Genomic DNA, 25,659 nt, shown 5'->3' on the forward strand with positions numbered 1-25,659 from the left:
ACGGCGCGGCCTTCGTCGCCCGCAGTAGGCGGACGGCGGCGGCAGGGACGGTGCCCCGTGCGGGAGGACGGGCTCTGAACACAGGGCGGTGCCGGGCCGTACCCAGGACGGACGGCGTGGGTGCACAGCCGTGGCACAGCCCCCTCTAGGATGAGACCGATGACCAGCTCCGAGCAGTCCACCGCGCGTCCGCCCCTGTGGCGGGCGCTGCTCGTGCTCGGGCTGCTCGTCGGGGTGCTGGGCATGCACGCCCTGGCGCCCGGTGGCGGCATGGGTGGGCACGAGGGCAGGTCTGCGCACATGGCGACGGCCTCCGGCGTCGTCGACACGGTCTGTCACGACGGCTGCGGCTCGGACCATCTCCACCACGCCGACGCGACCTGCGCGTCGGGAGCGCTGAGCGGTGGGCCCGCGTTGCCCGCGCTCGTTCCCGACCCGTCCGGAGGCGCCCTGGGCACGGCCCCCCTGTGCGCTCAGACGACCGCGGCCCAGGAGGGCGCCCGCGCGCCGCCCTCCCTCGCGGAACTCCAGCTCCTGCGGATCTAGACACGGCGTGCTCCGCCGCGTCCAGATCACCTTTCACAGCACTGGAGTTCCAGCATGCGCACCACCCGTACCCTGATCCGCCGTGCCAGTCTCGCGGCGGTCGCCGTGAGCGCCGCTCTCACCCTCACCGCCTGTGGCGGCGACAGCGACGACAGCGGCTCGGCCGCCTCGTCGCCCTCGGTGTCCGCCGAGACCTCCGCCGCCGCTCACAACGCCCAGGACGTCTCCTTCGCGCAGGGCATGATCCCGCACCACCAGCAGGCCGTGGAGATGGCCGGACTGGCCGACGGCCGCGCCTCCTCCCTCGAGGTCAAGGACCTCGCCGCCCGGATCGAGAAGGCACAGGGCCCGGAGATCGAGACGATGACCGACTGGCTGAAGACCTGGGACGAGAAGGTTCCCGAGGCCATGCCCGGCATGGACCACTCGGCGCACTCCGGTATGGCCGGGATGATGGACAGCGCCGACATGGAGAAGCTGAAGAAGTCGTCCGGCAAGGACTTCGACTCCATGTTCCTGACCATGATGGTCGAGCACCACGAGGGCGCCGTCGAGATGGCCACCACCGAGAAGGCCAAGGGCGAGGACCAGGCCGCGACGGCCATGGCCGGTGACATCATCACCGCGCAGAACGCCGAGATCAGCGAGATGAAGAAGCTCCTCGGCAAGAACTGACCCGCCCACGTGCCGCCATGGTGCCCGTGCCGCTCGGCACGGGCACCATGGCGGCCACCGATTCCCGGCCTGCCGGCAGTGGTGTTCCGTACCGGCCACCTGATCCGAATAACTTCCTCGGGACGCACCGCAGGAGCCACTGCGCGACCTTCGACGCCCAGCGACCGGACGGTTCACGGGTCCTTCTCCGGGCACCTGTAGAAGGACTCTCCGGAAGCACGAGGAGCGACAGTGACGACAGGGCGACTCCCCGATCACGAACAGCGCATACTCAACGAGATGGAACGCGCCCTGCGCCGCGACCGCCGGCTGGACCGCCGGCTTCGCACGGGGCGGCTGCGCCGGCGGCCGGACCTGTCCCGGGTGACGCACTACCGGCCGCACGTCCTGACCGTGATCCTGCTGCTCGCGGTGTCCATCGCGCTCATGGTGACGGGCATCGTCACCTCGCGGCCCGCGGCGATCTGGACCTTCGCGGCCGTCTGGCCACTGGCCCTGTTCGCCCTGTTCCGGCTGCTGTGCCGCTGGACGGAACCCTGAGGCTCACGCCTCGCCCTTCTCGAAGGCCGCCTCGATCGGCCGCTCGTCGACCAGGACCCGCCCCTGCGGCGGCCCGGTGAGCAACGCGCGTACGGCGGTCAGGACGTCCGGCGCCACATGACCGGCCCGTGCCGTCTCCTCCGGCCGGGTCCGCTCGTCCGGTACGAGGATTCCGTGGGCGCCCACCCGGGCCGCGGCTTCGGCGTCCGCGGCGGTGCCGACGACCGCGCAGTCGGCCGGCCCGGTGCACACCCGGCCCGCCGCCCAGAGGATCAGGCCCGGTTCGGGTGGACGGCAGTGGCAGCCGTCCTCGGGCCCGTGGGGGCACACCCCCCAGATGTCGAAGGAGCCGAGCAGTTCGTCGACGCGGTGATTGACGGCGCGTACGTCGGCGTCGCTGAGCCGCCCGTGCGCGATACCCGGTTGCACGGCCACGAACCCGGTGCGGACACCGTGCAGGCGCAGCAAGCCGAGCGCCTCACGGGCACCGGGCGCCGGGCGCACCCGGTCGAGGTCGGGGGTGTCTTCGGCGAGGATGCTGTCACGGTCGAACAGCACCGTACGCACGTGCGTCATGGGCCACCTCCCGGCTCTCGCGTGCACTTCTTCCCCTCGCGAGTAACCGGGTACGGTCGGTCCATGCGGCGGCCCGTCCTGCGGTTGGCTGCCCGAAGGACCTCCCCCTGGGGCCGCCGTGCGGTCGCGCTCCTCATGAAATCCCCGCTGAGCAGGACGGATTCCCTAGGATCAGCTCGTGGTCACCTTCCTCCTCGAACGTACGGCCCCGCTCTCCCAGGACGAGGCCTGGCGCCGCCTCACGGAGTGGCCCCGCCATGGCGAGGTCGTCCCCCTGACGCGCGTCACCGTCGTGCCGCCGGGGCCGACGACCGAGGGCACGCTCGTCGTCGCCCGTTCGGGGATCGGCCCGCTCGGCTTCGCCGACCCCATGGAGGTCACCGTCTGGCGCCCGCCGGCGGAGGGCGTCTCCGGCCTGTGCCGCCTGGAGAAGCGCGGCCGGGTGGTCAAGGGCTGGGCCGAACTGGAGGTCCACCCGGGGCCGGGGGGCCGGGCGCGGGTGATCTGGCGGGAGACACTGCGGTTTCCGCTGGTCCCCGACCCCTTGCTGGGCGTGGCCGCCCGGTCGGTGTTCGGACGGGCGCTGAACCGGCTGCTGCGGGGGGCGTGACGGGCGAGCAACAGGGGGCGCCCTGACGGCAGTCGACGGTACGACCGCACGGCTGGACGAGGTCGGGGAGCTCGCGGTGGTCGGGCCGCGGTGGCTGGTGGCGGCCGCAGGAGTCCGGGGACGGGCGTCACCGTACTCCTGGGGGCCTGGCGGCACTTCGGCGACGACTCCTACGCCGATCTGGCACTCCGCGCGGGCCGCGGTGTTGCCGCCGCCGTCGACGGCCACGAGGAGGACTCGCTGCGCGGGCATCGTGCGCGAACTGCTGCGCTCCGTCCGGCTGAGCCGGGGCGGCGACCCGCGGTACGCCTTCGCCCGGCCGAACCGGACCGGCCCCAGGTGTCCGCTCAGGCCACCGAGCCGATCCGCCGGGTGGGTACCGACGTCCCGTCGTGATGGATCGGCGTGTGCGCGCCGGTGAGGGAGACCCCGCTGCCGCCCCGCCGGTCGGCCACGATCTCGGCCGCGATCGACAGGGCCGTCTCCTCGGGCGTACGGGCGCCGAGGTCCAGGCCGATGGGTGACCGCAGCCGCGCCAACTCCAGTTCGGTCACGCCGGCTTCGCGGAGGCGTTCGTTGCGGTCGAGGTGGGTGCGGCGGGAGCCCATGGCGCCCACGTAGGCGACCGGGAGCCTGAGGGCCAGTCGCAGCAGGGGTATGTCGAACTTGGCGTCGTGGGTGAGGACGCACAGGACCGTCCGGGCGTCGACCTCGGTGCGCTCCAGGTACCGGTGCGGCCACTCGACGACCACCTCGTCGGCCTCCGGGAAGCGCGCCTCGGTCGCGAAGACGGGACGTGCGTCGCACACGGTGACCCGGTAGCCGAGGAACTTGCCGATCCGCACCAGAGCCGCCGCGAAGTCGATCGCGCCGAAGACGATCATCCGCGGCGGCGGCACGGAGGACTCGACGAGCACGGTGAGCGGGGCGCCGCAGCGCGAGCCCTGTTCGCCGATCTCCAGGGTGCCCGTGCGCCCCGCGTCCAGGAAGGCTCCGGCCTCCGCGGCGATCGTGCGGTCCAGCTCGGGATGGGCGCCGAAACCGCCGTACCCGGAGAGGTCCTCGGGTCCTACGACGAGCGCGCGGCCGACAAGTTCCCGCGGCCCGGAGACGATCCGCGCCAGTGCCGCCGCCTGTCCCTTCGCGGCGGCCTCCAGCGCGGCCGCGACCACCGTACGGACGGGGTCGCCCGCCCGGACCGGGGTGACGAGGATGTCGATGACGCCGCCGCAGGTCAGGCCGACGGCGAAGGCGTCGTCGTCGCTGTAGCCGAAGCGCTCGAGCACCGACTCCCCGTCCTGCAGAGCCTGTTGGCACAGTTCGTAGACCGCGCCTTCCACGCAGCCGCCGGAGACCGAGCCGATCGCCGAGCCGTCGGCGTCCACCGCGAGGGCGGCGCCGGGCCGGCGGGGCGCGCTGCCGCCCACGGCCACCACGGTGGCCACGGCGACGTCGCGTCCCTGCTCGACCCACCGGTGCAGCTCGTCGGCGATGTCCAGCATGTCTCGGTCTCCTTAACAGCGGTTGCGTACAGGTGCGTTCCGGCGGCTAGTGCACGCCCAGCCAGCTCTCGATCGGGTTGAGGGCGTAGTACACCAGGAAGATCACCGTCAGTCCCCACATGAAGGCGCCGATCTCGCGCGCCTTGCTCTGCGCGACCTTGATCGCCACGTACGAGATGACGCCCGCGGCGACGCCCGCGGTGATCGAGTAGGTGAACGGCATGATCACGACGGTCAGGAAGACCGGGATCGCGGTGGCGCGGTCGGCCCAGTCGACGTGGCGGGCGTTCATCATCATCATGGCGCCGATCACCACGAGGGCGGCGGCCGCGACCTCGCCCGGCACGATCGCCGTGAGCGGGGTGAAGAACAGACAGGCCGCGAAGAACAGGCCGGTGACGACGGAGGACAGGCCGGTACGGGCTCCTTCCCCGACTCCGGTGGCCGACTCGACGAAGACCGTCTGCCCGGAGGCACCGGCCACCCCGCCGATCGCTCCGCCCGCGCCGTCGATGAACAGCGCCTTGGACAGTCCCGGCATCCGGCCCTGCGCGTCGGCCAGCTTCGCCTCGGTGCCGACGCCGATGATGGTGGCCATCGCGTCGAAGAACCCGGCGAGCACCAGCGTGAACACGATCATGCCGACCGTCATCGCGCCGACCTCGCCCCAGCCGCCGAACTCCACCTTCCCGAAGATCGAGAAGTCCGGCATGGAGACCGCGCTGCCGTGCAGTTCGGGGGCACCGCTCGCCCACTGCCTCGGGTCCACCGCCCCGACCGCGTTGAGGAACACGGCGAGTACGGTCCCGCCGAGGATGCCGATCAGGATCGCGCCGGGGACGCCGCGCGCCTGGAGCATGAAGATCGCCAGGAGGGTGACGGCGAACAACAGGACGGGCCAGCCCGCGAGTTCACCCGTGGGACCGAGAGTCACCGGGGTGGCCCTGCCCTGGTGGACGAAGCCGGCCTTGTAGAAGCCGATCAGGGCGACGAACAGGCCGATACCCATGGTGATCGCGTGCTTGAGGGCCAGCGGGATCGCGTTCATGATCATCTCGCGCAGGCCGGTGACGACCAGGAGCATGATGACCACGCCGTACATCACGCACATGCCCATGGCCTGCGGCCAGGTCATCACGGGTACGACCTGCGAGGACAGCACGCCGGAGACGGAGAGACCGGCGGCGAGCGCGAGGGGCACCTTGCCGAAGAAGCCCATCAGCAGTGTGGTGAGGGCCGCCGCGAACGCTGTCGCGGTGATGAGTGCCTTCTGGCCGAGCGTGTCCCCCGCCGCGTCCTTGCCGGACAGGATCAGGGGGTTGAGCAGGAGGATGTACGCCATCGCCATGAAGGTGGTGACGCCGCCGCGGAGTTCACGTGCGACCGTGGATTCCCGCTTGGATATGTGGAAGTACCGGTCGAGCCAGGACCTGCCGGCCGGGACGCGGGTGCCTTCTCCCGCGTCTTCGGCCGTGGTCCTGGGTTCCAGGGACTGCTGGGTCATGGTGCCGTCTCCCAAGGTTCACAGGGGCACCCGTGCAACCGCCTTGTCGGTCACGGGATTTGGGATGTGCACGACCCGGGGGACGGCCCAGGACGGACAGTTGGGGGCCCGGGGGACCAGGTCCCCCGGGGAAACTCACCGGTTCATCAGGTGCCGGTCAGGTGCTCCGGCCGTACCGGCGTCCTGTTCAGCTCCAGCCCCGTCGCGTTGCGGATCGCCGCCAGCACGGCCGGGGTCGAGGACAGGGTGGGTGCCTCGCCGATGCCGCGCAGCCCGTACGGGGCGTGGTCGTCGGCGAGTTCGAGTACGTCGACGGGGATGGTCGGCGTGTCGAGGATCGTGGGGATCAGGTAGTCCGTGAAGGAGGGGTTCCTGACCTTCGCCGTCTTCGGGTCGACGATGATCTCCTCCATCACCGCGATGCCCAGGCCCTGGGTCGTGCCGCCCTGGATCTGGCCGATGACGGACAGCGGGTTCAGCGCCTTGCCGACGTCCTGCGCGCAGGCCAGTTCGATCACCTTGACCAGGCCGAGTTCGGTGTCGACCTCGACGACCGCGCGGTGGGCGGCGAAGGAGTACTGGACGTGGCCGAAGCCCTGCCCGGTGCGCAGGTCGAAGGCCTCGGTCGGCCGGTGCCGCCACTCGGCCTCGACCTCGACGGACTCACCCTCCAGCACGTCGACCAGGTCCGCGAGGACCTCGCCGGCGTCGCTGACGACCTTGCCGCCCTCCAGGAGCAGCTCGGCGGTCGCCCAAGCCGGGTGGTACGAACAGAACTTGCGGCGCCCGAGCTCCAGGACCTTCTCCCGGACCAGCTCGCAGGAGTTCTTGACGGCGCCGCCGGTGACGTACGTCTGCCGGGAGGCCGATGTCGACCCCGCCGAGCCCACCTGCGTGTCCGCGGGATGGATGGTCACCTGGGTGACACCGAGTTCGGTGCGGGCGATCTGCGCGTGGACGGTGACCCCGCCCTGGCCGACCTCCGCCATGGCGGTGTGCACGGTGGCGACGGGCTCGCCGCCGACGACCTCCATGCGCACACGCGCCGTGGAGTAGTCGTCGAAGCCCTCGGAGAAGCCGACGTTCTTGATGCCGACCGCGTAGCCGATGCCGCGGACGACGCCTTCACCGTGGGTGGTGTTGGACAGACCGCCCGGCAGCTGCCGTACGTCGGCCTGCTCGCCGGCCGCGAGCCACTGCTGCTCCGGAGGGAGCGGCATCGCCTTGACGCGGCGCAGGAGTTCGGCGACGGGGGCCGGGGAGTCGACGGGCTGGCCGGTCGGCATGATCGTGCCCTGCTCCATGGCGTTCAGCTGCCGGAACTCCACCCGGTCCATGCCCACCGCGTCGGCCAGCTTGTCCATCTGCGCCTCGTAGGCGAAGCACGCCTGGACCGCGCCGAAGCCGCGCATCGCGCCGCAGGGCGGGTTGTTGGTGTAGAGCGCGATGGCCTCGATGTCCACGTCGTCGACGACGTACGGGCCGATCGACAGCGAGGAGGCGTTGCCGACGACGGCGGGCGAGGCGGAGGCGTATGCGCCGCCGTCCAGGACGATCCGGCACTTCACGTGGGTCAACTTGCCCTCACGCGTGGCCCCGTGCTCGTAGTACAGCTTGGCGGGGTGCCGGTGGACGTGTCCGAAGAAGGACTCGAAGCGGTTGTAGACGATCTTCACGGGCTTGCCGGTGCGCAGCGCCAGCAGACAGGCGTGGATCTGCATCGACAGGTCCTCGCGGCCGCCGAAGGCCCCGCCGACGCCGGACAGTGTCATGCGCACCTTGCGCTCGGGCAGACCGAGCACCGGGGCGATCTGGCGCAGGTCGGAGTGCAGCCACTGGGTGGCGATGTAGAGGTGGACACCGCCGTCCTCGTCCGGCACCGCGAGCCCCGACTCGGGGCCGAGGAAGGCCTGGTCCTGCATGCCGAAGGTGTACTCGCCCTTGACGACGAAGTCGGCCCGCTTCGCGGCCTCTTCGGCGTCACCGCGGAGGATCGGCTGGCGGTGCACGATGTTCGGGTGCGGGACGTGCCCGATGTGGTGGTCGTCGCGGTTCTCGTGGACGAGGATCGCGTCGGGGGCGGTCGCGGAGGCCTCGTCGGTGATGACGGGCAGCTCGCGGTACTCGACCTTGATCTTGGCGGCGGCGCGGCGGGCGGTCTCCGGGTGGTCGGCGGCGACGATGGCGACCGGCTCACCGTGGTGGCGGACCTTGCCGTGGGCCAGGACGGGGGTGTCCTGGATCTCCAGGCCGTAGTTCTTCACCTCGGTCGGCAGGTCGTCGTACGTCATGACGGCGTACACGCCCGGCAGTGCCAGGGCCTCGCTCGTGTCGATGGACACGATCTCGGCGTGCGCGACGGTCGAGCGCAGGATCTGTCCCCAGAGCATGTCCTCGTGCCACATGTCGGACGAGTACGCGAACTCTCCGGTGACCTTGAGGGTGCCGTCCGGGCGGAGCGTGGACTCGCCGATGCCGCCCTTGGTCTTCGAACCCTGGGTGATCTTGGTGGGGGTGCCGTTGGGAGTGGACACGTCAGACCGCCTCTCCCTGCCGGGCGGCCGCGAGGCGGACCGCGTCCATGATCTTCTCGTAGCCGGTGCAGCGGCACAGGTTGCCCGAGAGCGCCTCGCGGATGTCCGCGTCGCTCGGGTTGGGGTTGCGCTCCAGCATCTCGTCGGCGGCGACCAGCAGCCCCGGAGTGCAGAAGCCGCACTGGACGGCACCGGCGTCGATGAACGCCTGCTGGATCGGCGCGAGTTCGGTGCCCTCACCGGTCTGCGAGTCCTGCCCCTTGGCGGCCCAGTCCTGGGCGTCCTGGAGCGAGGTCCCGCACGAGGAACCGCAGGAGCGCTGCTTCGCGTAGTCCGCGAGCCCCTCGACGGTTACGACCTCGCGCCCCTCGACCTGCCCGGCGGCGACCAGGCACGAGCACACCGGGACGCCGTCGAGGCGGACCGTGCAGGACCCGCACTCGCCCTGCTCACAGGCGTTCTTCGAACCGGGCAGCCCGAGCCGCTCCCGCAGCACGTACAGCAGGGACTCGCCCTCCCACACGTCGTCGGCTTCCTGCGGACGTCCGTTGACAGTGAAGTTGACGCGCATTACGCAGCTCCCTCCGTGGTGGCGGCGGTGCCGCGGTACGACTCCCAGGCCCAGGTCAGCGTGCGGCGGGCCATGATGCCGACCGCGTGGCGGCGGTAGCTCGCCGTGCCCCGGACGTCGTCGATCGGGTTGCAGGAGGCGGCGCACAGGTCCGCGAACTGCTTGGCGACCGACGGGGTGATGATCCTGCCGTTGTCCCAGAACCCGCCCTCTTCCAGTGCGGCGTTCAGAAACTCCTCGGCGGTCTTGGCCCGAACGGGTGTGGGAGCGGCCGAACCGATCCCGGTCCGCACGGTGCGCGTCCCGGGGTGCAGCGCGAGCCCGAAGGCGCACACGGCGATGACCATGGCGTTGCGCGTGCCGACCTTGGAGTACTGCTGGGGCCCGTCGGCCTTCTTGATGTGCACGGCGCGGATGAGCTCGTCGGCCGCCAGCGCGTTGCGCTTCACGCCGGTGTAGAACGCGTCGATCGGGATGAGCCGCGATCCGCGCACCGACTCGACCTCGACCTCGGCGCCGGCCGCGAGGAGGGCGGGGTGGGCGTCACCGGCCGGGGAGGCGGTGCCGAGGTTGCCGCCGACGCCGCCGCGGTTGCGGATCTGCGGGGAGGCCACGGTGTGCGAGGCGAGGGCCAGGCCCGGGAGCTCGCCGCGCAGGCTCTCCATGATCCGCGTGTACGGCACGGAAGCGCCGAGCCGCACGGTGTCCTCGCCGACCTCCCACTCGGTGAGGTCACCGATGCGGTTCAGGTCGAGCAGGTACTCGGGCCGCCGATGGTCGAAGTTGATCTCGACCATCACGTCGGTGCCGCCCGCGATGGGCACAGCGGTGGGGTGCTCGGCCTTGGCGGCGAGCGCCTCCTCCCAGCTGGCGGGGCGAAGGAAGTCCATGACCGGCTCTCTTCTTCGTCTTGGGGGTCGTACGGATCGAGCCAGATCGGGTGCGGCGGGCCCGGCTCGTTCATGTGGTGTTCACGCGGAATGGAGTCAGTACACAGCGGCGTACTCCGACGGGGTCAGTCACGGAAACCATGAAGGAGTTGGCTGGTCGCGGCCGTCATCTTGTAGATTCGTATGAACGGAGGTCCTCAGTAACCTCTATGTTTTCCTTCGGAAACATCCGATGCAGCCCTGCGGAACGTGCGACACGGCCCACGTGACCTGGGACACAGCCTCGGAGGCGGCAGCAGCCGCTCCCCACTCCACCGGACCCCTTCTCCATCGTAGATTTCGAGACACAGAACGGCGGCGACGAGAATGCGGCTGCGCGCACTGCTGGACACCGACGCGCTGGGCCTGCGGCTGCTCGGCGGCGAGGACGAACTGGACCGCACCGTGCGCGGTGTGATGACCACGGACCTGCGCGACCCCAGCCGCTACCTCTCCGGCGGGGAACTGGTCCTGACCGGCCTCGCCTGGCGCCGGGACGCCGCCGACTCGGAGCCTTTCGTACGACTCCTCGTGCAGGCCGGGGTGGTGGCGCTGGCGGCCGGCGAGGCGGAGCTGGGCGAGGTCCCGGAGGACCTGGTCGTCGCCTGCGCGCGGCACCGCCTCCCGCTGTTCGCGGTGCACGAGTCGGTGGCCTTCGCCACGATCACCGAGCATGTCGTCCGGCAGGTCTCCGGCGAGCGTGCGGGTGACCTGGCGGCCGTGGTGGACCGCCACCGCCGCATGATGACCTCGGGCCCGGCGGGCGGCGGCCCGGACGTGGTCCTCGACCTCCTGGGCTCCGACCTGGACCTGCGCGCCTGGGTCCTGTCCCCGACCGGCCGTCTGATCGCGGGCCCGAAGGTGGCGGGTCCCGGCCTGCCCGCGGACACCTGCGCGAAGCTCGCGGCGGAACACCTCGCCGCGGCCCGCACCGGGCGCCGAGGCCCCCACCGGGTCACGCTCGGCTCCTCGGCGTACTCCCTCTTCCCGATCCGCAGCAGCGGGCGGTCGCCCCAGGCCTCCAGGGACGTACGCGAGACGGTCCTGTCCGACTGGCTGCTGGCGGTGGAGGCGGATGCCGGTGACTGGCCGGAGGAGCGCCTGGACCTGCTCCAGGGCGTCACCCAGCTGATCGCCGTCGAGCGGGATCGCAGGGACGCGGCCCGCACGGTCCGTCGCCGCCTGGCCCAGGAGGTCCTGGAACTGGTCCAGGCAGGGGCGGCACCGGCCGAGATCGCCGCCCGCCTGCGGGTCGCCGCCCCGGTCCTCCTTCCCGGCCTCGGCGCCGCCCCCCACTGGCAGGTCGTGGTGGCGAGGGTCGAGTGGCAGGACGGGGAACTGGAGGGCGGCCCGATGGCGCAGTCCCTCCTGGAGGAGATCCTGGTGGACCCGTCGGCCACGGGCCCCGAACCCTCCGACCGCATAGCGGTGGCCCACACCGGCGACGAGGCGATCGCGCTGGTCCCCCTCCCCGCGGTCTCGACCGAGCACGACGGCTCGGAGTCGGGCATCCTGGCGGACGCGCTGCTCGCATCGGTCCGCGACCCCCTGTCGGCCGGCCTCGACGACGACGGCAGGGTCACCCTGGGCGTCAGCGCGTCGGTCCACTCCGCCGAGGGCCTCAGAGGCGCCCTGGAGGAGGCCCGGCACGCCCGCAGGGTGGCGGCCGCCCGCGTCGGCAGGGTCTGCGCGGCAGGCCACCAGGAGCTGGCCTCGCACGTCCTGCTGCTGCCCTTCGTGCCCGACGACGTACGCCGGGCCTTCACGGCCCGCCTCCTCGACCCGCTCCGCGACTACGACCGCCGCCACCGGGCCGAGCTGATCCCGACCCTGGAGGCCTTCCTGGACTGCGACGGCTCCTGGACCCGCTGCGCGACCCGCCTCCACCTGCACGTCAACACGCTGCGCTACCGCGTCGGGCGGATCGAGCAGTTGACGAGCCGCGACCTCTCGCGCCTCGAGGACAAGCTGGATTTCTTCCTGGCACTGCGGATGAGCTGAAACCTGTGAGCGCCCGGACTCCCACGACTTTGTGAATTCCTTCACCCACCCCCTTGGCCGGGCCCGTCGTTTCGTGCTGAGATGCCGCCACCACTCAAAGCTCGACGGCGCGCTCGGGGAGGGCAACGTGGCGCATACCGCCATGTCTGGTAACGGAACGACCGCCGGTGACGATCCACTCCAGACCGCGGTATGGCGGCTGCGCTCACGGGCCTGCTGGACCGACGCGGCCGCCCTGCTCCAACCGGTCACCGCACCGGCGGCCCTGCAGAGGGCGGCACTTCTGGTGGAACGCTGCCTGTACACGGAGCAGGGCTGGCCGGAGGCGGAGGATGCGCTGCGCACCGCCGAGGCGCTGGCCCACAGCGACGACGAACGGGGCGCGGCCGCTTGTGAACGGGGGCAACTTGCGTACGCCTCGACGCTCCACGGGGTCCGGGACCGGGCGGACGAGGCGCGGGCGGCGCTGGGTCGCGCGGCGGCGCTGATCCCTCCGGGGGCGGAGGGCAGGGCCCTGCTGGACTTCCGGCGGGGCCTGCTGGCGGAGAACCTGAGCCACGCTCCGCAGGCGGCCCGAGCGGCCTACCGCCGCGCCCACGCGGGTGCCACGGCCCAGTCCGACCCCCTGCTCCTGTCCTTCACCTGGCGCCACCTCGCGGGACTCGCCCTGCGGGAGGGGGAGTTGGCGGAGGCACGCCACGGCTTCGCCGAATCGCTGCGGATCCGGGAGGAGTTGGGGTACCTGGTCGGCACGGCACCGGCGCTCGCCTCACTGGCGGACGCGGAGGTGGAGCCGGAGGCTTCCCGACTGCGCGAGGAGGCGCGACGGTTGTACCGGTTGCTCGGGGGCGTACCTACGTGGCTGGCACGACAGTTGGCACCGCCGGCGGCTACGGCGTGAGGTGACGGGGGTCCGTAACCGGGCGCCTGAGGGGGTGCCGGGTCGGGTTGTCGGTCGAGCGCGAGCGGGTTGTGGCTGGTCGCGCAGTTCCCCGCGCCTCTGGGGGGGTGCAGTCACCCCCACCCCGAGCCGCCCGGCCACCCACCGCAGGCATCAGGGGCGCGGGGAACTGCGCGATCAGCCCCCACCGGCCCGCGGTGCACCCGACGGCCGAACCCGTGCAGCCGCCGCAGGCATCCCGCCCTCAGGACCCGCCCGCGAAATGCCCGCCCACCAGCCCCCGCACCACATCCAGATCGCGCGCGATCAACGCGTCCAGCAGTGCCGTGTGCTCCGCCGCGTCCGCGATCAGATCCGCCCGGCCCCGCGAGGCGGACCCACCCACCAGCGGCCACTGCGAACGGCGGTGCAAGTCCTCCGAGATCTGCACCAGTTGCTCGTTGCCCGACAGGGAAAGCATCGCGCGGTGAAACGTCCGGTCGGCCTCCGCGTACGTCGCCGGGCACCCCGACGACGCGGCCCGCACCGTCGCCTCCGCCACCGGCCGCAACTCCGCCCAGCGCTCCACCGGCACACTCCGCGCGAGCCGCAACACCACCGGCACCTCGATCAGCGCCCGCACCTCGGCCAGCTCCGCCAGTTCACGAGCCCCCCGCTCGACCACCCGGAACCCCCGGTTGGGAACGACCTCGACGGCCCCCTCCAGGGCGAGCTGCTGCATGGCCTCCCGCACGGGCGTCGCCGACACCCCGAACCGCTCCCCCAGCGCGGGCGCCGAGTACACCTCACCGGGCCGCAACTCCCCCGCGACCAGCGCCGTGCGCAGAGCGACGAGGATCTGCCCCCGCACCGAGGCCCGCTGCACGACAGGCCGAGGTATCGGCACCTCACTGTGCGTGTGCTCGCCCCGGACCCCGGAACCCCCCTCGACCGGCGAACGGGTCACACCGGACGCCCGCGACTGCGGCGGCACCCGGGCCTCCGCCACGGCCTGGCCCCTGTCCCGCGCCACGCTCCCCGTCCCGGCGGAGCCCTGCGCACCCTGCTTCACGGGCCCCTCCTCCGGACGTGTCAGTACTTCGGGTCATTAACGGCAGGATGTTACTCACCCGTCAAGCACCTTAGGCGCAGAACGCTCCAGTTCAAATCCCCGCACGGGTTGGTAAGGTAAGGCTTACCTCTATACGTCTGCGAATCGGTGGCCCCGCATGCCCACACCGCTGCCCGCACCCCGCTCGGCCGCCACGGCCGCCTATGCGCGGATGACCGAGGCCCTCCCGGTACTGACGGTCACGGAGCTGCCCGAGACCACCCCCCTCCCCACCACCGACGGCTGGGTCACCGCGTCCGCCCTCGCGAGGAACGCGTCCGCCCTGGACTCCTTCCTCGCCTGGGACGAGGAACAGGTCCTCAGGGACTACGCCAAGAACGGCCGCCCGGACGTGATCGCCGGCTTCGGGCTGCACCGCTACGCCTGGCCGGCCTGCCTCCTCTTCACCGCCCCGTGGTTCCTGCACCGTCGAGTCCCCCGCTACCCCGTGACACACGTCTCCTACGACCGCACCCGGGGCCCGATGGCCCTCGCCGTCCACCCCGGCCCGTTCGCCTGTCTCCCGGACGACCCGGCCGCAGCGCTCCCCGGCGCGTACACGGTCCCCGACGAGGAGTCCCTGCGCGCCGAACTGCGCGACGCGATCGCCGAGCACATGGAGCCGCTCCTCGCCGCCTTCGGCCCGCGCATGCGCCGCCGCGGCAGGGCCCTGTGGGGCATGGTGACCGACGAGATCGTCGAGGGCATCTGGTACGTCGCCGAACTCCTCGGCGAGCACGAGAAGCGCCGGGCCGAGCACGCGCTGGATCTCCTGCTGCCCGGGACGACGAAGCCCTACGCCGGCTCCCCGGCCTTCCGCGTGCTCGCCGGCCCGGACGGCAGGCCCCTGTCCACCCGGGACCGGATCAGCTGCTGCATGTACTACACACTGGATCCGGACGACACCTGCGCCACCTGTCCGCGCACCTGCGACACGGACCGGATCGCCAAGCTGACGGCGGCCGCAGCGAGTTGAGGACCCTTCAGGGGACCCCCGCCGCGGACACCGCTCCGGCGTCCCGTAAGATCAGCGCCGACCGGGACGCCCGTTCGGTTACAGGCAATTCACAATTTCCTCACTCGGCGCAGGAACTTTCCGAGGAACCACCCGTACGGGTAGTCTTATTCGAACTCAACTCCCGCCCCTCAAGCGGCAGTTCGAGCAGAACGCCGCCCTGGGCAACCCCTTGCACTTCCTTGGCGGCCTCTTGCCCCGAAAACGCCTGAGGGCCGTTGGGATTGGGCCACTATGGCGGGCGTTACGCCCTATCCCAATGCAAGGGACCCCAGATGAGACTGACCGACATATCGCTGAACTGGTTGCTTCCGGGCGCCGTACTGCTCCTGGGCATGCTGGCGGCGGTGGCGGTGCTCGCGCGGAGCAAGCGGTCCGGCGGGGAGCACGCGAAAGACGACTCGTGGGAGCGCAGCGAGGAGCGCCGCAGGCGCAAGGAAGCCATATACGGCACCGCGTCCTATGTCCTCCTGTTCTGCTGTGCGGCGGTGGCGGCCGCCCTCTCCTTCCACGGCCTGGTCGGCTTCGGCCAGGAGAACCTCGGCCTCTCCAACGGCTGGGAGTACCTGGTTCCGTTCGGCCTGGACGGTGCGGCCATGTTCTGCTCCGTCCTCGCGGTCCGCGAGGCCAGCCACGGTGACGCCGCTCTCGGCTCCCGGATACTGGTGTGGACGTTCGCGGGTGCCGCGGCCTGGTTCAACTGGGTGCACGCGCCCAGGGGTTTCGGTCACGACGGCGCGCCCCAGTTCTTCTCCGGCATGTCCCTCTCGGCGGCCGTGCTGTTCGACCGCGCGCTGAAGCAGACCCGCCGGGCCGCGCTGCGCGAGCAGGGTCTGGTGCCGCGTCCGCTGCCGCAGATCCGTATCGTCCGCTGGCTGAGGGCACCGCGTGAGACGTACAGGGCCTGGTCGCTGATGCTGCTGGAGAACGTGCGCAGCCTCGACGAGGCGGTGGACGAGGTCCGCGAGGACAAGCGTCAGAAGGAGGCGGCCCGTCTCAGGCGCCGCGAGCAGGAGCGGGTGGAGCGGGCGCAGCTCAAGGCGATCAGCCGGGGCCACCGCGGCTTCGTCGGCCGGGGCGGCGGGCGCCAGTTGGAGCAGCAGCCGCAGGCCGCCCTGGAGCGGGCCGCGACGGAACCTGCGATATCCAGCCCGGATCCGCTGCCCGTACGCCAGCGTCCTTCTCTCCAGCCCGTCCGCGGCTCTGAGTCGCACTCCGTCGATCTCACCGCGGAGGACGACACAATGGCCCTACCGCGTCTCGACTCGCTGGAGCGCAAACTCAAGGACCTTGAGCAGCAGTTCGGCTGAGGCGAAGGCCGAGGCCTGAAGGGCGCGGCCGAAAGGCCGGAGCACCATGGGAAGGGGGCGTGACCGACGCGGTCACGCCCCCTTCCCATGGTTCACGCGGCTCCGGCGTCGAGTTCGAACCAGACGGCCTTGCCCACGCCGTGTGCCCGTACGCCCCAGGCGTCCGCGAGGGACTGCACCAGGGCCAGGCCCCTGCCGTGCGTATGGTCGTCGGCGTCCGCTACGCGCACCCGGGGTATTCGGGCGACGAAGTCCCGCACCTCCACCCTCAGGGCTCGCGGTCCGACCGTGGCCGTGACGACAGCGTCGTGGTCGGTGTGCACGAGTGCGTTGGTGACGAGTTCGCTGGTGAGCAGTTCGGCTATCTCGGATCGTCCCGGCTTCCCCCAGTGCCGTAAGAGCTCGCGCAGGGCCCTGCGTGTCTCCGGTACGGCCCCCAGGTCCGCCCGCTCCAGTCGGCGCCGGAGCTGCGGCTGCTCCCAGGCGCTGTCGGTCTTCCCCTCCACTGTCTGTGCCGAGAAGGCCCCTGCTGCCGTGGGACCGCCTCCTCGTGCCTGCCTCTTCATGACCCCCGCCTGCGTGCCGATGTCGGTTTCCCTCCTGCTCGAACACGTTCACGGGGATCCATGCCCCCCTTGTTCGTGCGGCAGTCATGTCGAATCCTCAACGACCAGGTGTTCGGCCACGTTTGCGGTGGCGACCACGGTCACGCCGACAGGGCGGACGCATCCCGGCCGCGCGCCGCGAACCGCCGTGCGCGCCGGAGCAGTTCGGATGAAGCGGCGGTCCGCACGGGCGGCCCGTCATGCGGTGCCTGTGCCGCTGGTTCCCGCCGACTGGCATGTGCCCGGCGAACCGAGTGCCGGTCCCACCGCATGTCGTGGTCGGCGCCGATCCCTTCGCGGACGGAAAGCTCTGGGAAAGCACCTGGTAGGCGGGGTGATGCCGAGCAACGGAAGGCGTCGGCGGATCAGGACGGCCAGGTGGGGACCGCCCCCGGATGCACACATACCCGAGCCGCCTCCAGGTGAGGAGCCTGCCGTACGACCGACCGCGCGGCCCCCTGAACGGCGTGCACCCCCGCCACCGGCGCCCGTCGATCGGGGCCCGGTGAGCGGGGGTGAGCCGGCGCATCCGTTTCCTCGGTGGACCTTGGTCCCGAAGTGCCGTAGGGCTCCTGGCCCACCTGGCTCCGGGACACCGGGACCGCCCGGCATGCGCCGATCCGCCGACTCCGTGCTGTCGACCTCGTCGTAGCCGGCGAAGAGTTGGGACAGCAGGGAAACTGGCCTGAATCCGCTGCTACTTGCTCCCGATTCCCTTGGCGCCGATGTGCAGGATCTTGTGGCTGCCGCGGGTCATGTCGACGACGAGGGTGCTGGTCTGGCCGGCGCTCCAGGTGAGGGTGACCACGGCCTCGGTGCGGGCGGCGGTGGTGCCGTTGTCGGTGACCTTCCAGGCGAGGGGCACGTTCTGGGCGCGCAGGACGCCGTCGGCGTGCTCCTTCTCCTCCCAGGCGTTCAGTTCCTTCTGGAAGGCGGGCGTGAGGTAGTGGGCGCGGAGGGCGTCCTGGAGTTCGCCGCCGCCCTCGTCGGTCACCGCGTCGATGTAGGCGCCGTAGAAGTCGGCGATGCGTGTGATGTTGTCGGAGGGCTTGCCGCTGACGCTGCGCGGTGCTCCGGCGGAGGCCTGGGCGGTGACGCCGAGGCCGAGGGCCAGGGCGAGGCCGAGGGCCAGGGTGGTGCGGCGGGTCGCCTTGGTCGTGTTCATCTGTGTTCCCCGTTTTCTTTCGGCTGCTGCTGGTGATGGTGTGGTGGTCCGTGCGGGGCCGCCCGCCCGACCCCCGTGCGGGAGGGCGGCCCCGCTGCTCAGTGGAGCTTGTTCACCGCGGTGGCGGTCGTCTTCTTGAAGGCCTTCACCGGGGCGTCGGCGAAGTCGCCCATCTGGGACCACTCCACGACGGTGACGGTCCGGTCGTCCCGGCCGACGGACAGCAGGCGGATGTCGGTGGCACCGTACGAGTACTCCGTGTGCAGACCGTGCACCCGGGCGCCCTCCTCGACCGCGACCTTGCCGTAGTCCTTGTACGTCGCCTCGAGTTCCGGGTCGCCCTGTTCGAGGCGGTCCGCGCAGGTGCGGATCTCCTTGTTCATACGGGTGGCGAGGGCCGCGGCCTTGGCCTTGGTGCCGACCTCGATGGTCAGCTGGCGGGCGCTGGTGTCCAGGTCGGTGCGGAAGTCGCGGTACCGGGAGTCGTAGCCCGGCAGCGCGTCCTTCAGACAGAGCTGCAGTTCGTCCGGGACGCCGTCGGTCACCTTGCCCGCCGTCCAGGGGGACGAGGGGTGCGGCGGGAGGTCGCCGGCCGAGAGGAACCTGGGCGCGGCCGGCGCGGCCCCGGCCTGCACGGCGAGTGTGACGCCCAGCGCGAGGCCGGTGAGAGAGAGTACGGTGAGCGCGCCTGCTCGACTGCGCTTGGGCATGAGAGTCCCCCGTGAGATACGTGCATGAGTGTGGGATGCCACCACGACGCCGGATGGTCGGTCCGGCCCGGTCGGTGTGACACCAAGAGCATCAGCGGTCACACCGGGCGGATGCAACATGGGACACGGGATCCGTCGGCATGGAACCATCCCAGGGCGTCTGACGTGCAGGTACAGGGAGTGCCTGGGATGCGGGATCAAGGGGGAGAGCGTTGTCGGCACCGGAATTACAGGACGATGTCCAGGAGTTCGCGGCCCTGCTGCGGCGGCTGAAGGAGCGCACGGACCGCAGTTACGGTTCGCTGGCCCGGCGGCTGAACATGAACACCTCGACCCTGCACCGGTACTGCGCGGGCGACGCCGTACCGGTCGACTTCGCACCGGTGGAGCGGTTCGCCGCGCTGTGCGGGGCATCGGCCGAGGAGCGGATGGAACTGCACCGGCTGTGGCTGTCGGCGGTGGCGGCGAGGCAGCGGCCTCGGACCGCGGAGACGACGGAACCGGCGGAGCCGGTGGAGACGACAGAGTCGTCGGAGACCCTCGTCGTGCCGACCGCGGCAGGGGGAGAGCCGCGCGCGGAGGCGTCCGGTGGGCCGGGCTCGGAGCGCGAGGACGAGCGACCGGGCGACCGTGAGGGTGCGCCGGACACCAGGCAGGTGACGGCGTCCGCTCGTCCGCCGCGCCCCTGGTACCGCCGCCGGCGTTTCCTCGTCACCGCGGCCGCCGTCGTGGTCACTCTCGCCACCCTGGGCAGTCTTTCGGCGCTGCCGTCCGGCCGTCCCGCCTCGGACAAGGTGGCCCAGGCTCCTGACCCCTCGTCCCGGACGACCGCGTCGGGCCTGCCCCGCCATTCCGGTTCGCCGTCACCGAGTCCCTCCGCCACGTCCGCCTCCCCCTCCGCCGAGGCCACCCGGACACGCCCCTCCGCTTCGGCGTCCCACGGCGGCGGCACCTCGAAGGAGGGCGCGGGGGCCGGGCCGCGGGGGACTTCCGTCGGCACTCCCCTGACCTGGAGCGCGAACTCCCAGATCTGGGAGGGCAGCTGCGGTCACGACTACGTCATCGACAAGCCGCCCTCCGAGGTGCCCCCGCCCCCGCTCGTGCAGGACGCCGGGATCTGGGCGGCCACGCAGGGCGCGATCCACGGGCGGGAGACGAAGGTGCAGATCACCGTGCAGGGACGGTCGTCCACGGCCGTCGTCCTGGAGGCGCTCCGCGTCCGGATCACGGGCCGCGGCTCCCCGGCACCAGGTATCGACTACTCCATGGACCAGGGCTGCGGCGGCGGGATCACCCCCCGCGGCTTCGACGTGAACCTGGACATCGACCGCCCCGTCACCCACCCGGTCGCCGGCAACGAGACCGGACAGACCGTCCCCGCGGTGCAGTTCCCCTACCGCGTCTCCGCCACGGACCCGGAGGTGCTGCTGGTCACCGCGACGACGCAGACCTACGACTGCAACTGGTACCTCGAACTCGACTGGTCCTCCCAGGGCCGTACCGGCACGGTCCGCATCGACGACCACGGCCGCCCGTTCCGCACGACCAGCACCAAGGGCCTGAACCGTCTCTGGTACGGCACGAACAGTGCCGGTGAGCGGGCGTGGGTGCCGTCCGGCACCTAAGGCCTTACTGCCGCGGAGCCCACCCGGTGAGCCGTGCCGTCGGCGTCCACGTAGGTGAACTCCCGCAGCCCGTAAGGCGTGTCGGCCGGCTCGACGAAGCGGCCCTCGACGCCGGACGCGGCCCACTCGGCGTGGACGGCGTCGGCATCACTCACATAGAGGTAGACGACGGCTCCGGTGCGCAGCGGGTCGTGCTCGGACCATTCGCTGAGGTGGATCGAGACCGACCCCCGCTCGACGAAGCCGTACCGCTGTGGACCGTCGTAGGCACGCGCGGCGAAGCCCAGCCGTCGGTAGCGCTCCAGGGCAGCGTCGAGGTTCCGGACCGGGACGACGGGCGCGACTTCGGTGAAGGCGATTTCCGGCATACGCCCAGTCTGGCATCCACGGGCTCCTCAGGGCCGTGGCATGTTGCGGAGGTTGGAGCGGGCCATCTGGAGCATGCGGCCCACTCCGCCGTCCAGGACGATCTTCGAGGCGGACAGGGCGAAGCCGGTGACCATCTCGGCGCTGATCTTCGGCGGGATGGAGAGGGCGTTGGGGTCGGTGACGATGTCGACGAGGGCCGGGCCCTTGTGCTTGAAAGCCGACTTCAGCGCCCCGGCCAGGTCCTTGGGCTTCTCGACGCGCACGCCGTAGGCCCCACAGGCCTGGGCCACGGCCGCGAAGTCGGGGTTCTTGTTGGCGGTGCCGTAGGAGGGGAGACCGGCGACCAGCATCTCCAACTCGACCATGCCGAGCGAGGAGTTGTTGAACAGGACGACCTTCACGGGGAGGTCGTACTGCACGAGGGTCAGGAAGTCGCCCATCAGCATGGAGAATCCGCCGTCGCCGGACATCGACACGACCTGTCGCTTCCGGTCGGTGAACTGCGCCCCGATGGCCATCGGCAGGGCGTTGGCCATCGACCCGTGCGAGAACGAACCGATCACACGGCGACGGCCGTTGGGTGTGATGTACCGGGCGGCCCACACATTGCACATGCCGGTGTCGACGGTGAACACCGCGTCGTCGTCAGCGAGTTCGTCCAGTACGGAGGCCACGTACTCGGGATGGATCGGGACGTGCTTCTCGACCTTGCGGGTGTACGCCTTGACGACCCCTTCGAGCGCGTCGGCGTGCTTCTTGAGCATCTTGTCGAGGAAGCGCCGGTTGTTCTTCTCCCGCACTCGGGGCGTCAGACACCGCAGGGTCTCCTTCACATCACCCCAGACGGCGAGGTCGAGCTTGGAGCGGCGGCCCAGGTGCTCGGGACGCACGTCGACCTGGGCGATCTTGACGTCGTCGGGGAGGAAGGCGTTGTACGGGAAGTCGGTGCCGAGCAGGATCAGCAGGTCGCACTCGTGGGTCGCCTCGTAGGCGGCGCCGTAGCCGAGCAGCCCGCTCATGCCCACGTCGAAGGGGTTGTCGTACTGGATCCACTCCTTGCCCCTGAGGGCGTGCCCCACGGGGGACTTGACCTTCTCCGCGAACTCCATGACCTCGGCGTGCGCGCCCGCCGTTCCGCTGCCGCAGAACAGCGTGACCTTGTCGGCGGCGTCGATCATCTCGACGAGCTTGTCGATCTCGGCGTCGCCGGGGCGGACGCTGGGCCGGGAGGTGACGAGGGCGGTCTCGGCGGCCTTCTCGGGGGCGGGCTCGTCGGCGATGTCGCCGGGGAGGGAGACGACGCTGACGCCGGAGCGGCCGACGGCGTTCTGGATGGCGGTCTGCAGCAGCCTCGGCATCTGCTTCGGGCTGGAGATCAGCTCGCTGTAGTGGCTGCACTCCTGGAAGAGACGGTCCGGGTGGGTCTCCTGGAAGAAGCCGAGGCCGATCTCGCTGGAGGGGATGTGTGAGGCGAGGGCGAGTACCGGGGCCATGGAGCGGTGGGCGTCGTAGAGGCCGTTGATGAGGTGCAGGTTGCCGGGCCCGCAGGAGCCGGCGCACGCGGCCAGTTTCCCGGTGATCTGTGCCTCGGCGCCCGCGGCGAAGGCGGCGGTCTCCTCGTGCCGTACGTGGACCCAGTCGATGGCGGCATTGCGGCGGACCGCGTCCACGACCGGGTTGAGGCTGTCGCCGACGACGCCGTAGAGGCGTTTCACTCCGGCCTTGACGAGGATGTCCACGAACTGTTCGGCGACGTTCTGTTTGGCCATGGATCCATGCACCCCTTCGGTCTCCTTGGGTCCATCAATCCACACTGGCCGCTATCACGCCTCCCAAACAGCGGCGGCTGTACGGTCGTCGGCGTATCCCTTGACCCGGACTTGGGAGTCGGCGAGGAACGAGGCGAGACCGGGCGGAGGCCCGGACCACCTTCTGGTGAGGTACTCGCACAGTTCGGGCTCGCCGCGCAGGGGGTCGGCGAGGCCGCCGGTGCACATCAGGAGGGTGTCACCCGGGCGGGCGACGGAGGCGCGGAAACGGAAGGCTTCGCGCGGCGGTTCGGGTGCGGGTTCGTAGGGGCTCGGGGGCGTCGGGATGCCGAGGTCCATGGTGAGGCGGTCGCCGTCGGGGGTCTCGGAGGGCAGCGAACCGAAGCCGACGACCGGTTCGCCGGTGACATCGGTGATCCGGGGTTCGATGTCGTGCCATTCGCCGTCGCGGAGGCGGAAGAGGCCGCCCACGCCGACGCCGAAGAACACGCGGACACGGCAGTCCGGGTCGGCGGGCAGAAGCAGACAGCGCAGGGTGGCGGCGTACTCCTCCGGGTCGATGCCCTGTTCCACGGCGCTCGCCCTGAGCTTGCCGAGACTGCGGTCGGTGAGCCGGTGCAACCCGGACTTGAGGTCACCTCGGCGGGCGGCGCCGATGTCCTGCGCGAGCCGGGCATGGCTGCGTCCGACGGCCCTCCCGATCCAGTGACATGCCTCGGCGGCGGCACGGTGGGCGCCGGGGGTGGCACGGGCGCCGGTGGCCATGGCGACGAGGATCAACGCCTGCTCGCCGGTGCCGAAGCGGGCGGTGAGCAGGGAGTCCCGCCGGGGCTCGCCCCGGAATCTGGCCGAGTCCCCGCGCACGGACACGGCCCGCAGCGTGCAGGCCCCGTACCTGGCCCCGTCCAGGACGGTGTCCGCCACCAGGTCGTCGAGTTCGTCGGGGTCGGCGGGCGGGAGGGCGGTGGGTTCGGCGTCGTAGGTGGGCGGACCGGAACCGACGAAGCCGACGGGAGTGGGAGGGAGTGTGGGGAGGTCCAAGCGGGTGGCGGTACGGGGTGTCTGTGGGGCGGGGCCGGATTCGTCCTGGCGGGGCGCGCTGTCCTGACCGTGACCGGAGGGCTCGGGCATGGGGTTGGGCTGGGTGGAGCCGGGGCCGGTGGGGGGTGGTGGTGGGACTGCAGGGGGGTCCTGGGCGGGGCGGGCGTCGGGGGCGGGGCCTGGGCCCGCAGCGGGGCGGGGATCGGGGAGGCGGCGGGCGTCGGGAGCGGGGCGGGGGTCGGGGACGGGGCCTGGCTCCGCAGGGGGGCGGGGGTCTGGGACGGCGTGGGGGTCGGGGGCAGGGACTGTGCCCGCAGCGGGGCGCGGGTCGGAGGCCGGGCGGGGGTCTGGGACGGCCTGGGCCTCGGGGGCGGGGGCGGGGGCGGGGGCGGGGGCTGGGTCGCCTGGAGCAGCCCACCAGTCACTTACGCCGCGCTGTGCACCGGCCTCACCTCGCTCCGAGGGCCCTGGAGGACTCTCGGCGCGGCGAGGGGTCGGCGCGTCCTCGGCGCGGCCGGCGGGGGTTGTGGTGGCGGGGTCGGGGCCTCGCCCGGAGTCACCCTCATCGGGGACGGCACCGTCCGGGCCGCGCTCACCCGGGACGCCTCCGCGGAAGCCGGGCCCACGGGTGTCACCACGGCCGGGTGGGACGGGCCGGTCGCCGGCAACCTGCGCCGGACTCGCATCGGCACCTTCCCGCGGCACCGACCCTCCCGGGTCCCCGGCGCCGGGCGCGACGGCCCGGTCGGCATCCTGTGGTGGCGGGGGTGGAGCCGCGGGGCGAGGTGGGGCGGAGGGGGGCGGGGGTGCCGCCGTGGGGCGCCTCGGGGGTTCGGTCGGCGTACGTGAGGCCGGAACGTTCGTGGCCGGGGGCGTCTCCGTGGACGCACGCCCACCGGGCGCCGAGGGCGTCCGGTCCTCGGGGGCGCGCTCGACGAAGCCGGGTGGCTTGGGGCCGGGCGGGAAGGACGCGGGTGTGTCCGGGGGCGGTTCCCACGGGGCTCTGCGCCGGCCCGTCGAGGGAGCCGTCGCGTCGGAGACGCCTGTCCGCGGCGCGGGTACCCCGGTACCGGGCCGAGGACTCTGCTCGTCCACAGCACCCGGCCCGGACCCGTCCCGCACTGTCCCCGCCGCCGAGGCGAAGCGGTCGTCCAGGGTGTCCGGGGCCCGTGTGGGGCCCGTGTCGTCGGTGGAGTCGTACAGCTGCCCCCACCAGTCGTCCTCGTGACCGGTGGGCCTTCCCCCCTGCTGGCTCATGCCCCCAATTGTCCACTGCGCGGGCCTTATGGAAACGGGGCATCCCGAAAATCAAGTGCCACCACGCGCATCGAACGGCCTGGCGAGTGAACCGTCGAACTCGTGTTGCTCAAAGAGGTCGCCCCGACAGCTCGCCCCGGCATGACAACCGCGCGGTCGGGGTGACGAACCGGCTGATCTGCGCCTCCAGCCGCCCGGGGGCACCCTGGACGCATGGGAGTGTGGGACCTCCTGCTGGTGGGCCTGGTCATGCTGTTCGGCCTGGTCGGGGTTCTGGTGCCCGGCGTGCCGGGGTCGTGGCTCGTGTGGTCCGCGGTCCTGTGGTGGGCGCTGAAGGATCCGCAGCCGGTCGCGTGGAGCGTCCTCGTGGGGGCCACGGTCGCCCTGTTCCTCTCCCAGGTGGTGCGCTGGTCGCTGCCGCCGCGCCGGCTGCGGGCGAGCGGGGCCACCCCGCGCATGGGGGTGTACGCGGGGGTGGGCGCGTTCCTCGGCTTCTTCCTGATCCCCGTGCTCGGCGCGATCCCCGGGTTCATGGGCGGCATCTACGTCTCCGAGCGCCTGCGCCTCGGCCGCCACCGGGAGGCGAAGGCCGCCCTGCGCACGGCGATGCGCTCGGGCGGCTCCAGTGTGCTGGCGGAACTGTTCACCTGTCTGCTCATCATGGGCGCGTGGCTGGGGGCGGTGCTGTGGGGATGACGTAGGGCCACAGTCCGAGACAGGCCTAGGGTCTGTCCGCAATGTCAGGGGAGCCAGAGTCGTAGGCAGGCGAGGGTGACCAGGGCCTGGTAGTGGCGGGCGAGTTTGTCGTAGCGGG

The 25,659-nt window shown here is 71.6% G+C and carries 23 protein-coding genes; 10 read left to right on the forward strand and 13 right to left on the reverse strand.

Annotated elements, in window-relative coordinates; all coding sequences use genetic code 11:
* Positions 1-159 precede the first annotated feature (159 nt).
* The 3 genes from ABZT93_RS23830 (at position 160) to ABZT93_RS23840 (ending at position 1,761) form a co-directional block, all read left to right on the forward strand.
* On the forward strand, positions 160-546 hold the full coding sequence (locus ABZT93_RS23830; protein ID WP_356107732.1) for a DUF6153 family protein: 387 nt from the start codon (positions 160-162) through the stop codon (positions 544-546).
* Between the two features lie 54 nt (positions 547-600).
* Complete coding sequence (locus tag ABZT93_RS23835; RefSeq protein ID WP_356107735.1) at positions 601-1,221, forward strand: DUF305 domain-containing protein; 621 nt, start codon at positions 601-603, stop codon at positions 1,219-1,221.
* Between the two features lie 231 nt (positions 1,222-1,452).
* Positions 1,453-1,761: a DUF3040 domain-containing protein gene (locus ABZT93_RS23840; protein ID WP_356107738.1), complete on the forward strand. Its 309-nt coding sequence runs from the start codon at positions 1,453-1,455 to the stop codon at positions 1,759-1,761.
* A gap of 3 nt (positions 1,762-1,764) precedes the next feature.
* Here the strand turns inward: ABZT93_RS23840 and ABZT93_RS23845 are convergent, their stop codons facing one another.
* Positions 1,765-2,337 carry an HAD-IIIA family hydrolase gene (locus tag ABZT93_RS23845; protein ID WP_356107740.1) on the reverse strand — a complete coding sequence of 191 codons (573 nt, stop codon included), beginning with the start codon at positions 2,335-2,337 and terminating at the stop codon, positions 1,765-1,767.
* Positions 2,338-2,515: 178 nt separating this feature from the next.
* Between ABZT93_RS23845 and ABZT93_RS23850 the strand changes: the two genes are divergently transcribed.
* The gene (locus ABZT93_RS23850) at positions 2,516-2,947 is read left to right on the forward strand and encodes an SRPBCC family protein (RefSeq protein WP_356107743.1); all 432 of its coding nucleotides are present in this window, start codon (positions 2,516-2,518) and stop codon (positions 2,945-2,947) included.
* A 347-nt stretch (positions 2,948-3,294) separates the two neighbouring features.
* On the opposite strand, the gene ABZT93_RS23855 is transcribed toward ABZT93_RS23850, so the two are convergent.
* The 5 genes from ABZT93_RS23855 to ABZT93_RS23875 form a co-directional block, all read right to left on the reverse strand.
* On the reverse strand, positions 3,295-4,449 hold the full coding sequence (locus tag ABZT93_RS23855; protein ID WP_356107746.1) for an XdhC/CoxI family protein: 1,155 nt from the start codon (positions 4,447-4,449) through the stop codon (positions 3,295-3,297).
* 46 nt (positions 4,450-4,495) lie between these two features.
* Positions 4,496-5,953: an NCS2 family permease gene (locus ABZT93_RS23860; RefSeq protein ID WP_356107749.1), complete on the reverse strand. Its 1,458-nt coding sequence runs from the start codon at positions 5,951-5,953 to the stop codon at positions 4,496-4,498.
* 146 nt (positions 5,954-6,099) lie between these two features.
* Positions 6,100-8,487, reverse strand: coding sequence for a molybdopterin cofactor-binding domain-containing protein (locus ABZT93_RS23865; RefSeq protein ID WP_356107752.1), 2,388 nt, complete (start codon positions 8,485-8,487; stop codon positions 6,100-6,102).
* A gap of 1 nt (position 8,488) precedes the next feature.
* On the reverse strand, positions 8,489-9,058 hold the full coding sequence (locus ABZT93_RS23870; protein ID WP_031050203.1) for a (2Fe-2S)-binding protein: 570 nt from the start codon (positions 9,056-9,058) through the stop codon (positions 8,489-8,491).
* Positions 9,058-9,948: an FAD binding domain-containing protein gene (locus tag ABZT93_RS23875; RefSeq protein ID WP_356107756.1), complete on the reverse strand. Its 891-nt coding sequence runs from the start codon at positions 9,946-9,948 to the stop codon at positions 9,058-9,060. Before ABZT93_RS23875 ends, ABZT93_RS23870 begins: the two co-directional genes overlap by 1 nt.
* A 366-nt stretch (positions 9,949-10,314) precedes the next feature.
* Between ABZT93_RS23875 and ABZT93_RS23880 the strand changes: the two genes are divergently transcribed.
* Together ABZT93_RS23880 and ABZT93_RS23885 are read left to right on the forward strand one after the other, a co-directional pair.
* Entirely contained in the window at positions 10,315-11,988 is a 1,674-nt protein-coding gene (locus ABZT93_RS23880; RefSeq protein ID WP_356107759.1) for a PucR family transcriptional regulator ligand-binding domain-containing protein, read from the forward strand.
* A gap of 127 nt (positions 11,989-12,115) precedes the next feature.
* Positions 12,116-12,889, forward strand: coding sequence for a hypothetical protein (locus ABZT93_RS23885; protein ID WP_356107762.1), 774 nt, complete (start codon positions 12,116-12,118; stop codon positions 12,887-12,889).
* 244 nt (positions 12,890-13,133) lie between these two features.
* Here the strand turns inward: ABZT93_RS23885 and ABZT93_RS23890 are convergent, their stop codons facing one another.
* Entirely contained in the window at positions 13,134-13,940 is an 807-nt protein-coding gene (locus tag ABZT93_RS23890) for a GntR family transcriptional regulator (protein WP_356107765.1), read from the reverse strand.
* Positions 13,941-14,097: 157 nt separating this feature from the next.
* On the opposite strand from ABZT93_RS23890, the gene ABZT93_RS23895 reads away from it, so the two are divergent.
* Both ABZT93_RS23895 and ABZT93_RS23900 read left to right on the forward strand, forming a co-directional pair.
* On the forward strand, positions 14,098-14,955 hold the full coding sequence (locus ABZT93_RS23895; RefSeq protein ID WP_356107768.1) for a (2Fe-2S)-binding protein: 858 nt from the start codon (positions 14,098-14,100) through the stop codon (positions 14,953-14,955).
* A 314-nt stretch (positions 14,956-15,269) separates the two neighbouring features.
* The gene (locus ABZT93_RS23900; protein WP_356107771.1) at positions 15,270-16,304 is read left to right on the forward strand and encodes a DUF2637 domain-containing protein; all 1,035 of its coding nucleotides are present in this window, start codon (positions 15,270-15,272) and stop codon (positions 16,302-16,304) included.
* Positions 16,305-16,396: 92 nt separating this feature from the next.
* Here the strand turns inward: ABZT93_RS23900 and ABZT93_RS23905 are convergent, their stop codons facing one another.
* The 3 genes from ABZT93_RS23905 to ABZT93_RS23915 all read right to left on the reverse strand — a co-directional run bounded on the left by ABZT93_RS23905 (position 16,397) and on the right by ABZT93_RS23915 (position 18,784).
* Complete coding sequence (locus tag ABZT93_RS23905) at positions 16,397-16,870, reverse strand: ATP-binding protein (RefSeq protein WP_356107774.1); 474 nt, start codon at positions 16,868-16,870, stop codon at positions 16,397-16,399.
* A gap of 736 nt (positions 16,871-17,606) precedes the next feature.
* Positions 17,607-18,074 carry a hypothetical protein gene (locus ABZT93_RS23910; RefSeq protein ID WP_356107777.1) on the reverse strand — a complete coding sequence of 156 codons (468 nt, stop codon included), beginning with the start codon at positions 18,072-18,074 and terminating at the stop codon, positions 17,607-17,609.
* A 98-nt stretch (positions 18,075-18,172) separates the two neighbouring features.
* Positions 18,173-18,784 carry a hypothetical protein gene (locus ABZT93_RS23915; protein ID WP_356107780.1) on the reverse strand — a complete coding sequence of 204 codons (612 nt, stop codon included), beginning with the start codon at positions 18,782-18,784 and terminating at the stop codon, positions 18,173-18,175.
* A gap of 212 nt (positions 18,785-18,996) precedes the next feature.
* On the opposite strand from ABZT93_RS23915, the gene ABZT93_RS23920 reads away from it, so the two are divergent.
* Positions 18,997-20,409: a helix-turn-helix transcriptional regulator gene (locus tag ABZT93_RS23920; protein ID WP_356107782.1), complete on the forward strand. Its 1,413-nt coding sequence runs from the start codon at positions 18,997-18,999 to the stop codon at positions 20,407-20,409.
* On the opposite strand, the gene ABZT93_RS23925 is transcribed toward ABZT93_RS23920, so the two are convergent.
* The 3 genes from ABZT93_RS23925 to ABZT93_RS23935 are packed head-to-tail and all read right to left on the reverse strand — an operon-like array spanning position 20,406 to position 24,845.
* Positions 20,406-20,777 carry a VOC family protein gene (locus ABZT93_RS23925; protein ID WP_356107784.1) on the reverse strand — a complete coding sequence of 124 codons (372 nt, stop codon included), beginning with the start codon at positions 20,775-20,777 and terminating at the stop codon, positions 20,406-20,408. The two genes, ABZT93_RS23920 and ABZT93_RS23925, sit on opposite strands and share 4 nt — an antisense overlap.
* Before the next feature lie 27 nt (positions 20,778-20,804).
* Positions 20,805-22,547: a pyruvate dehydrogenase gene (locus tag ABZT93_RS23930; RefSeq protein WP_356107787.1), complete on the reverse strand. Its 1,743-nt coding sequence runs from the start codon at positions 22,545-22,547 to the stop codon at positions 20,805-20,807.
* Positions 22,548-22,601: 54 nt separating this feature from the next.
* Positions 22,602-24,845 carry a protein phosphatase 2C domain-containing protein gene (locus ABZT93_RS23935; protein ID WP_356107790.1) on the reverse strand — a complete coding sequence of 748 codons (2,244 nt, stop codon included), beginning with the start codon at positions 24,843-24,845 and terminating at the stop codon, positions 22,602-22,604.
* 213 nt (positions 24,846-25,058) lie between these two features.
* Between ABZT93_RS23935 and ABZT93_RS23940 the strand changes: the two genes are divergently transcribed.
* The gene (locus ABZT93_RS23940; protein ID WP_356107793.1) at positions 25,059-25,541 is read left to right on the forward strand and encodes a DUF456 domain-containing protein; all 483 of its coding nucleotides are present in this window, start codon (positions 25,059-25,061) and stop codon (positions 25,539-25,541) included.
* Positions 25,542-25,659 lie beyond the last annotated feature (118 nt).

The sequence above is a fragment of the Streptomyces sp. NPDC005303 genome, assembly GCF_040607335.1.
Taxonomy (GTDB): Bacteria; Actinomycetota; Actinomycetes; order Streptomycetales; family Streptomycetaceae; genus Streptomyces.

Excerpts from the sequence above, each read along its gene's own strand:
- ABZT93_RS23900 (WP_356107771.1), top strand. The coding sequence starts at position 15,270 with ATGAGACTGACCGACATATCGCTGAACTGGTTGCTTCCGGGCGCCGTA.
- ABZT93_RS23830 (WP_356107732.1), top strand. The coding sequence starts at position 160 with ATGACCAGCTCCGAGCAGTCCACCGCGCGTCCGCCCCTGTGGCGGGCG.
- ABZT93_RS23940 (WP_356107793.1), top strand. The coding sequence starts at position 25,059 with ATGGGAGTGTGGGACCTCCTGCTGGTGGGCCTGGTCATGCTGTTCGGC.
- ABZT93_RS23835 (WP_356107735.1), top strand. The coding sequence starts at position 601 with ATGCGCACCACCCGTACCCTGATCCGCCGTGCCAGTCTCGCGGCGGTC.
- ABZT93_RS23860 (WP_356107749.1), bottom strand. The coding sequence starts at position 5,953 with ATGACCCAGCAGTCCCTGGAACCCAGGACCACGGCCGAAGACGCGGGA.
- ABZT93_RS23855 (WP_356107746.1), bottom strand. The coding sequence starts at position 4,449 with ATGCTGGACATCGCCGACGAGCTGCACCGGTGGGTCGAGCAGGGACGC.
- ABZT93_RS23870 (WP_031050203.1), bottom strand. The coding sequence starts at position 9,058 with ATGCGCGTCAACTTCACTGTCAACGGACGTCCGCAGGAAGCCGACGAC.
- ABZT93_RS23880 (WP_356107759.1), top strand. The coding sequence starts at position 10,315 with ATGCGGCTGCGCGCACTGCTGGACACCGACGCGCTGGGCCTGCGGCTG.
- ABZT93_RS23895 (WP_356107768.1), top strand. The coding sequence starts at position 14,098 with ATGCCCACACCGCTGCCCGCACCCCGCTCGGCCGCCACGGCCGCCTAT.
- ABZT93_RS23910 (WP_356107777.1), bottom strand. The coding sequence starts at position 18,074 with ATGAACACGACCAAGGCGACCCGCCGCACCACCCTGGCCCTCGGCCTC.
- ABZT93_RS23875 (WP_356107756.1), bottom strand. The coding sequence starts at position 9,948 with ATGGACTTCCTTCGCCCCGCCAGCTGGGAGGAGGCGCTCGCCGCCAAG.
- ABZT93_RS23845 (WP_356107740.1), bottom strand. The coding sequence starts at position 2,337 with ATGACGCACGTGCGTACGGTGCTGTTCGACCGTGACAGCATCCTCGCC.
- ABZT93_RS23925 (WP_356107784.1), bottom strand. The coding sequence starts at position 20,777 with ATGCCGGAAATCGCCTTCACCGAAGTCGCGCCCGTCGTCCCGGTCCGG.
- ABZT93_RS23935 (WP_356107790.1), bottom strand. The coding sequence starts at position 24,845 with ATGAGCCAGCAGGGGGGAAGGCCCACCGGTCACGAGGACGACTGGTGG.
- ABZT93_RS23915 (WP_356107780.1), bottom strand. The coding sequence starts at position 18,784 with ATGCCCAAGCGCAGTCGAGCAGGCGCGCTCACCGTACTCTCTCTCACC.
- ABZT93_RS23905 (WP_356107774.1), bottom strand. The coding sequence starts at position 16,870 with ATGAAGAGGCAGGCACGAGGAGGCGGTCCCACGGCAGCAGGGGCCTTC.
- ABZT93_RS23930 (WP_356107787.1), bottom strand. The coding sequence starts at position 22,547 with ATGGCCAAACAGAACGTCGCCGAACAGTTCGTGGACATCCTCGTCAAG.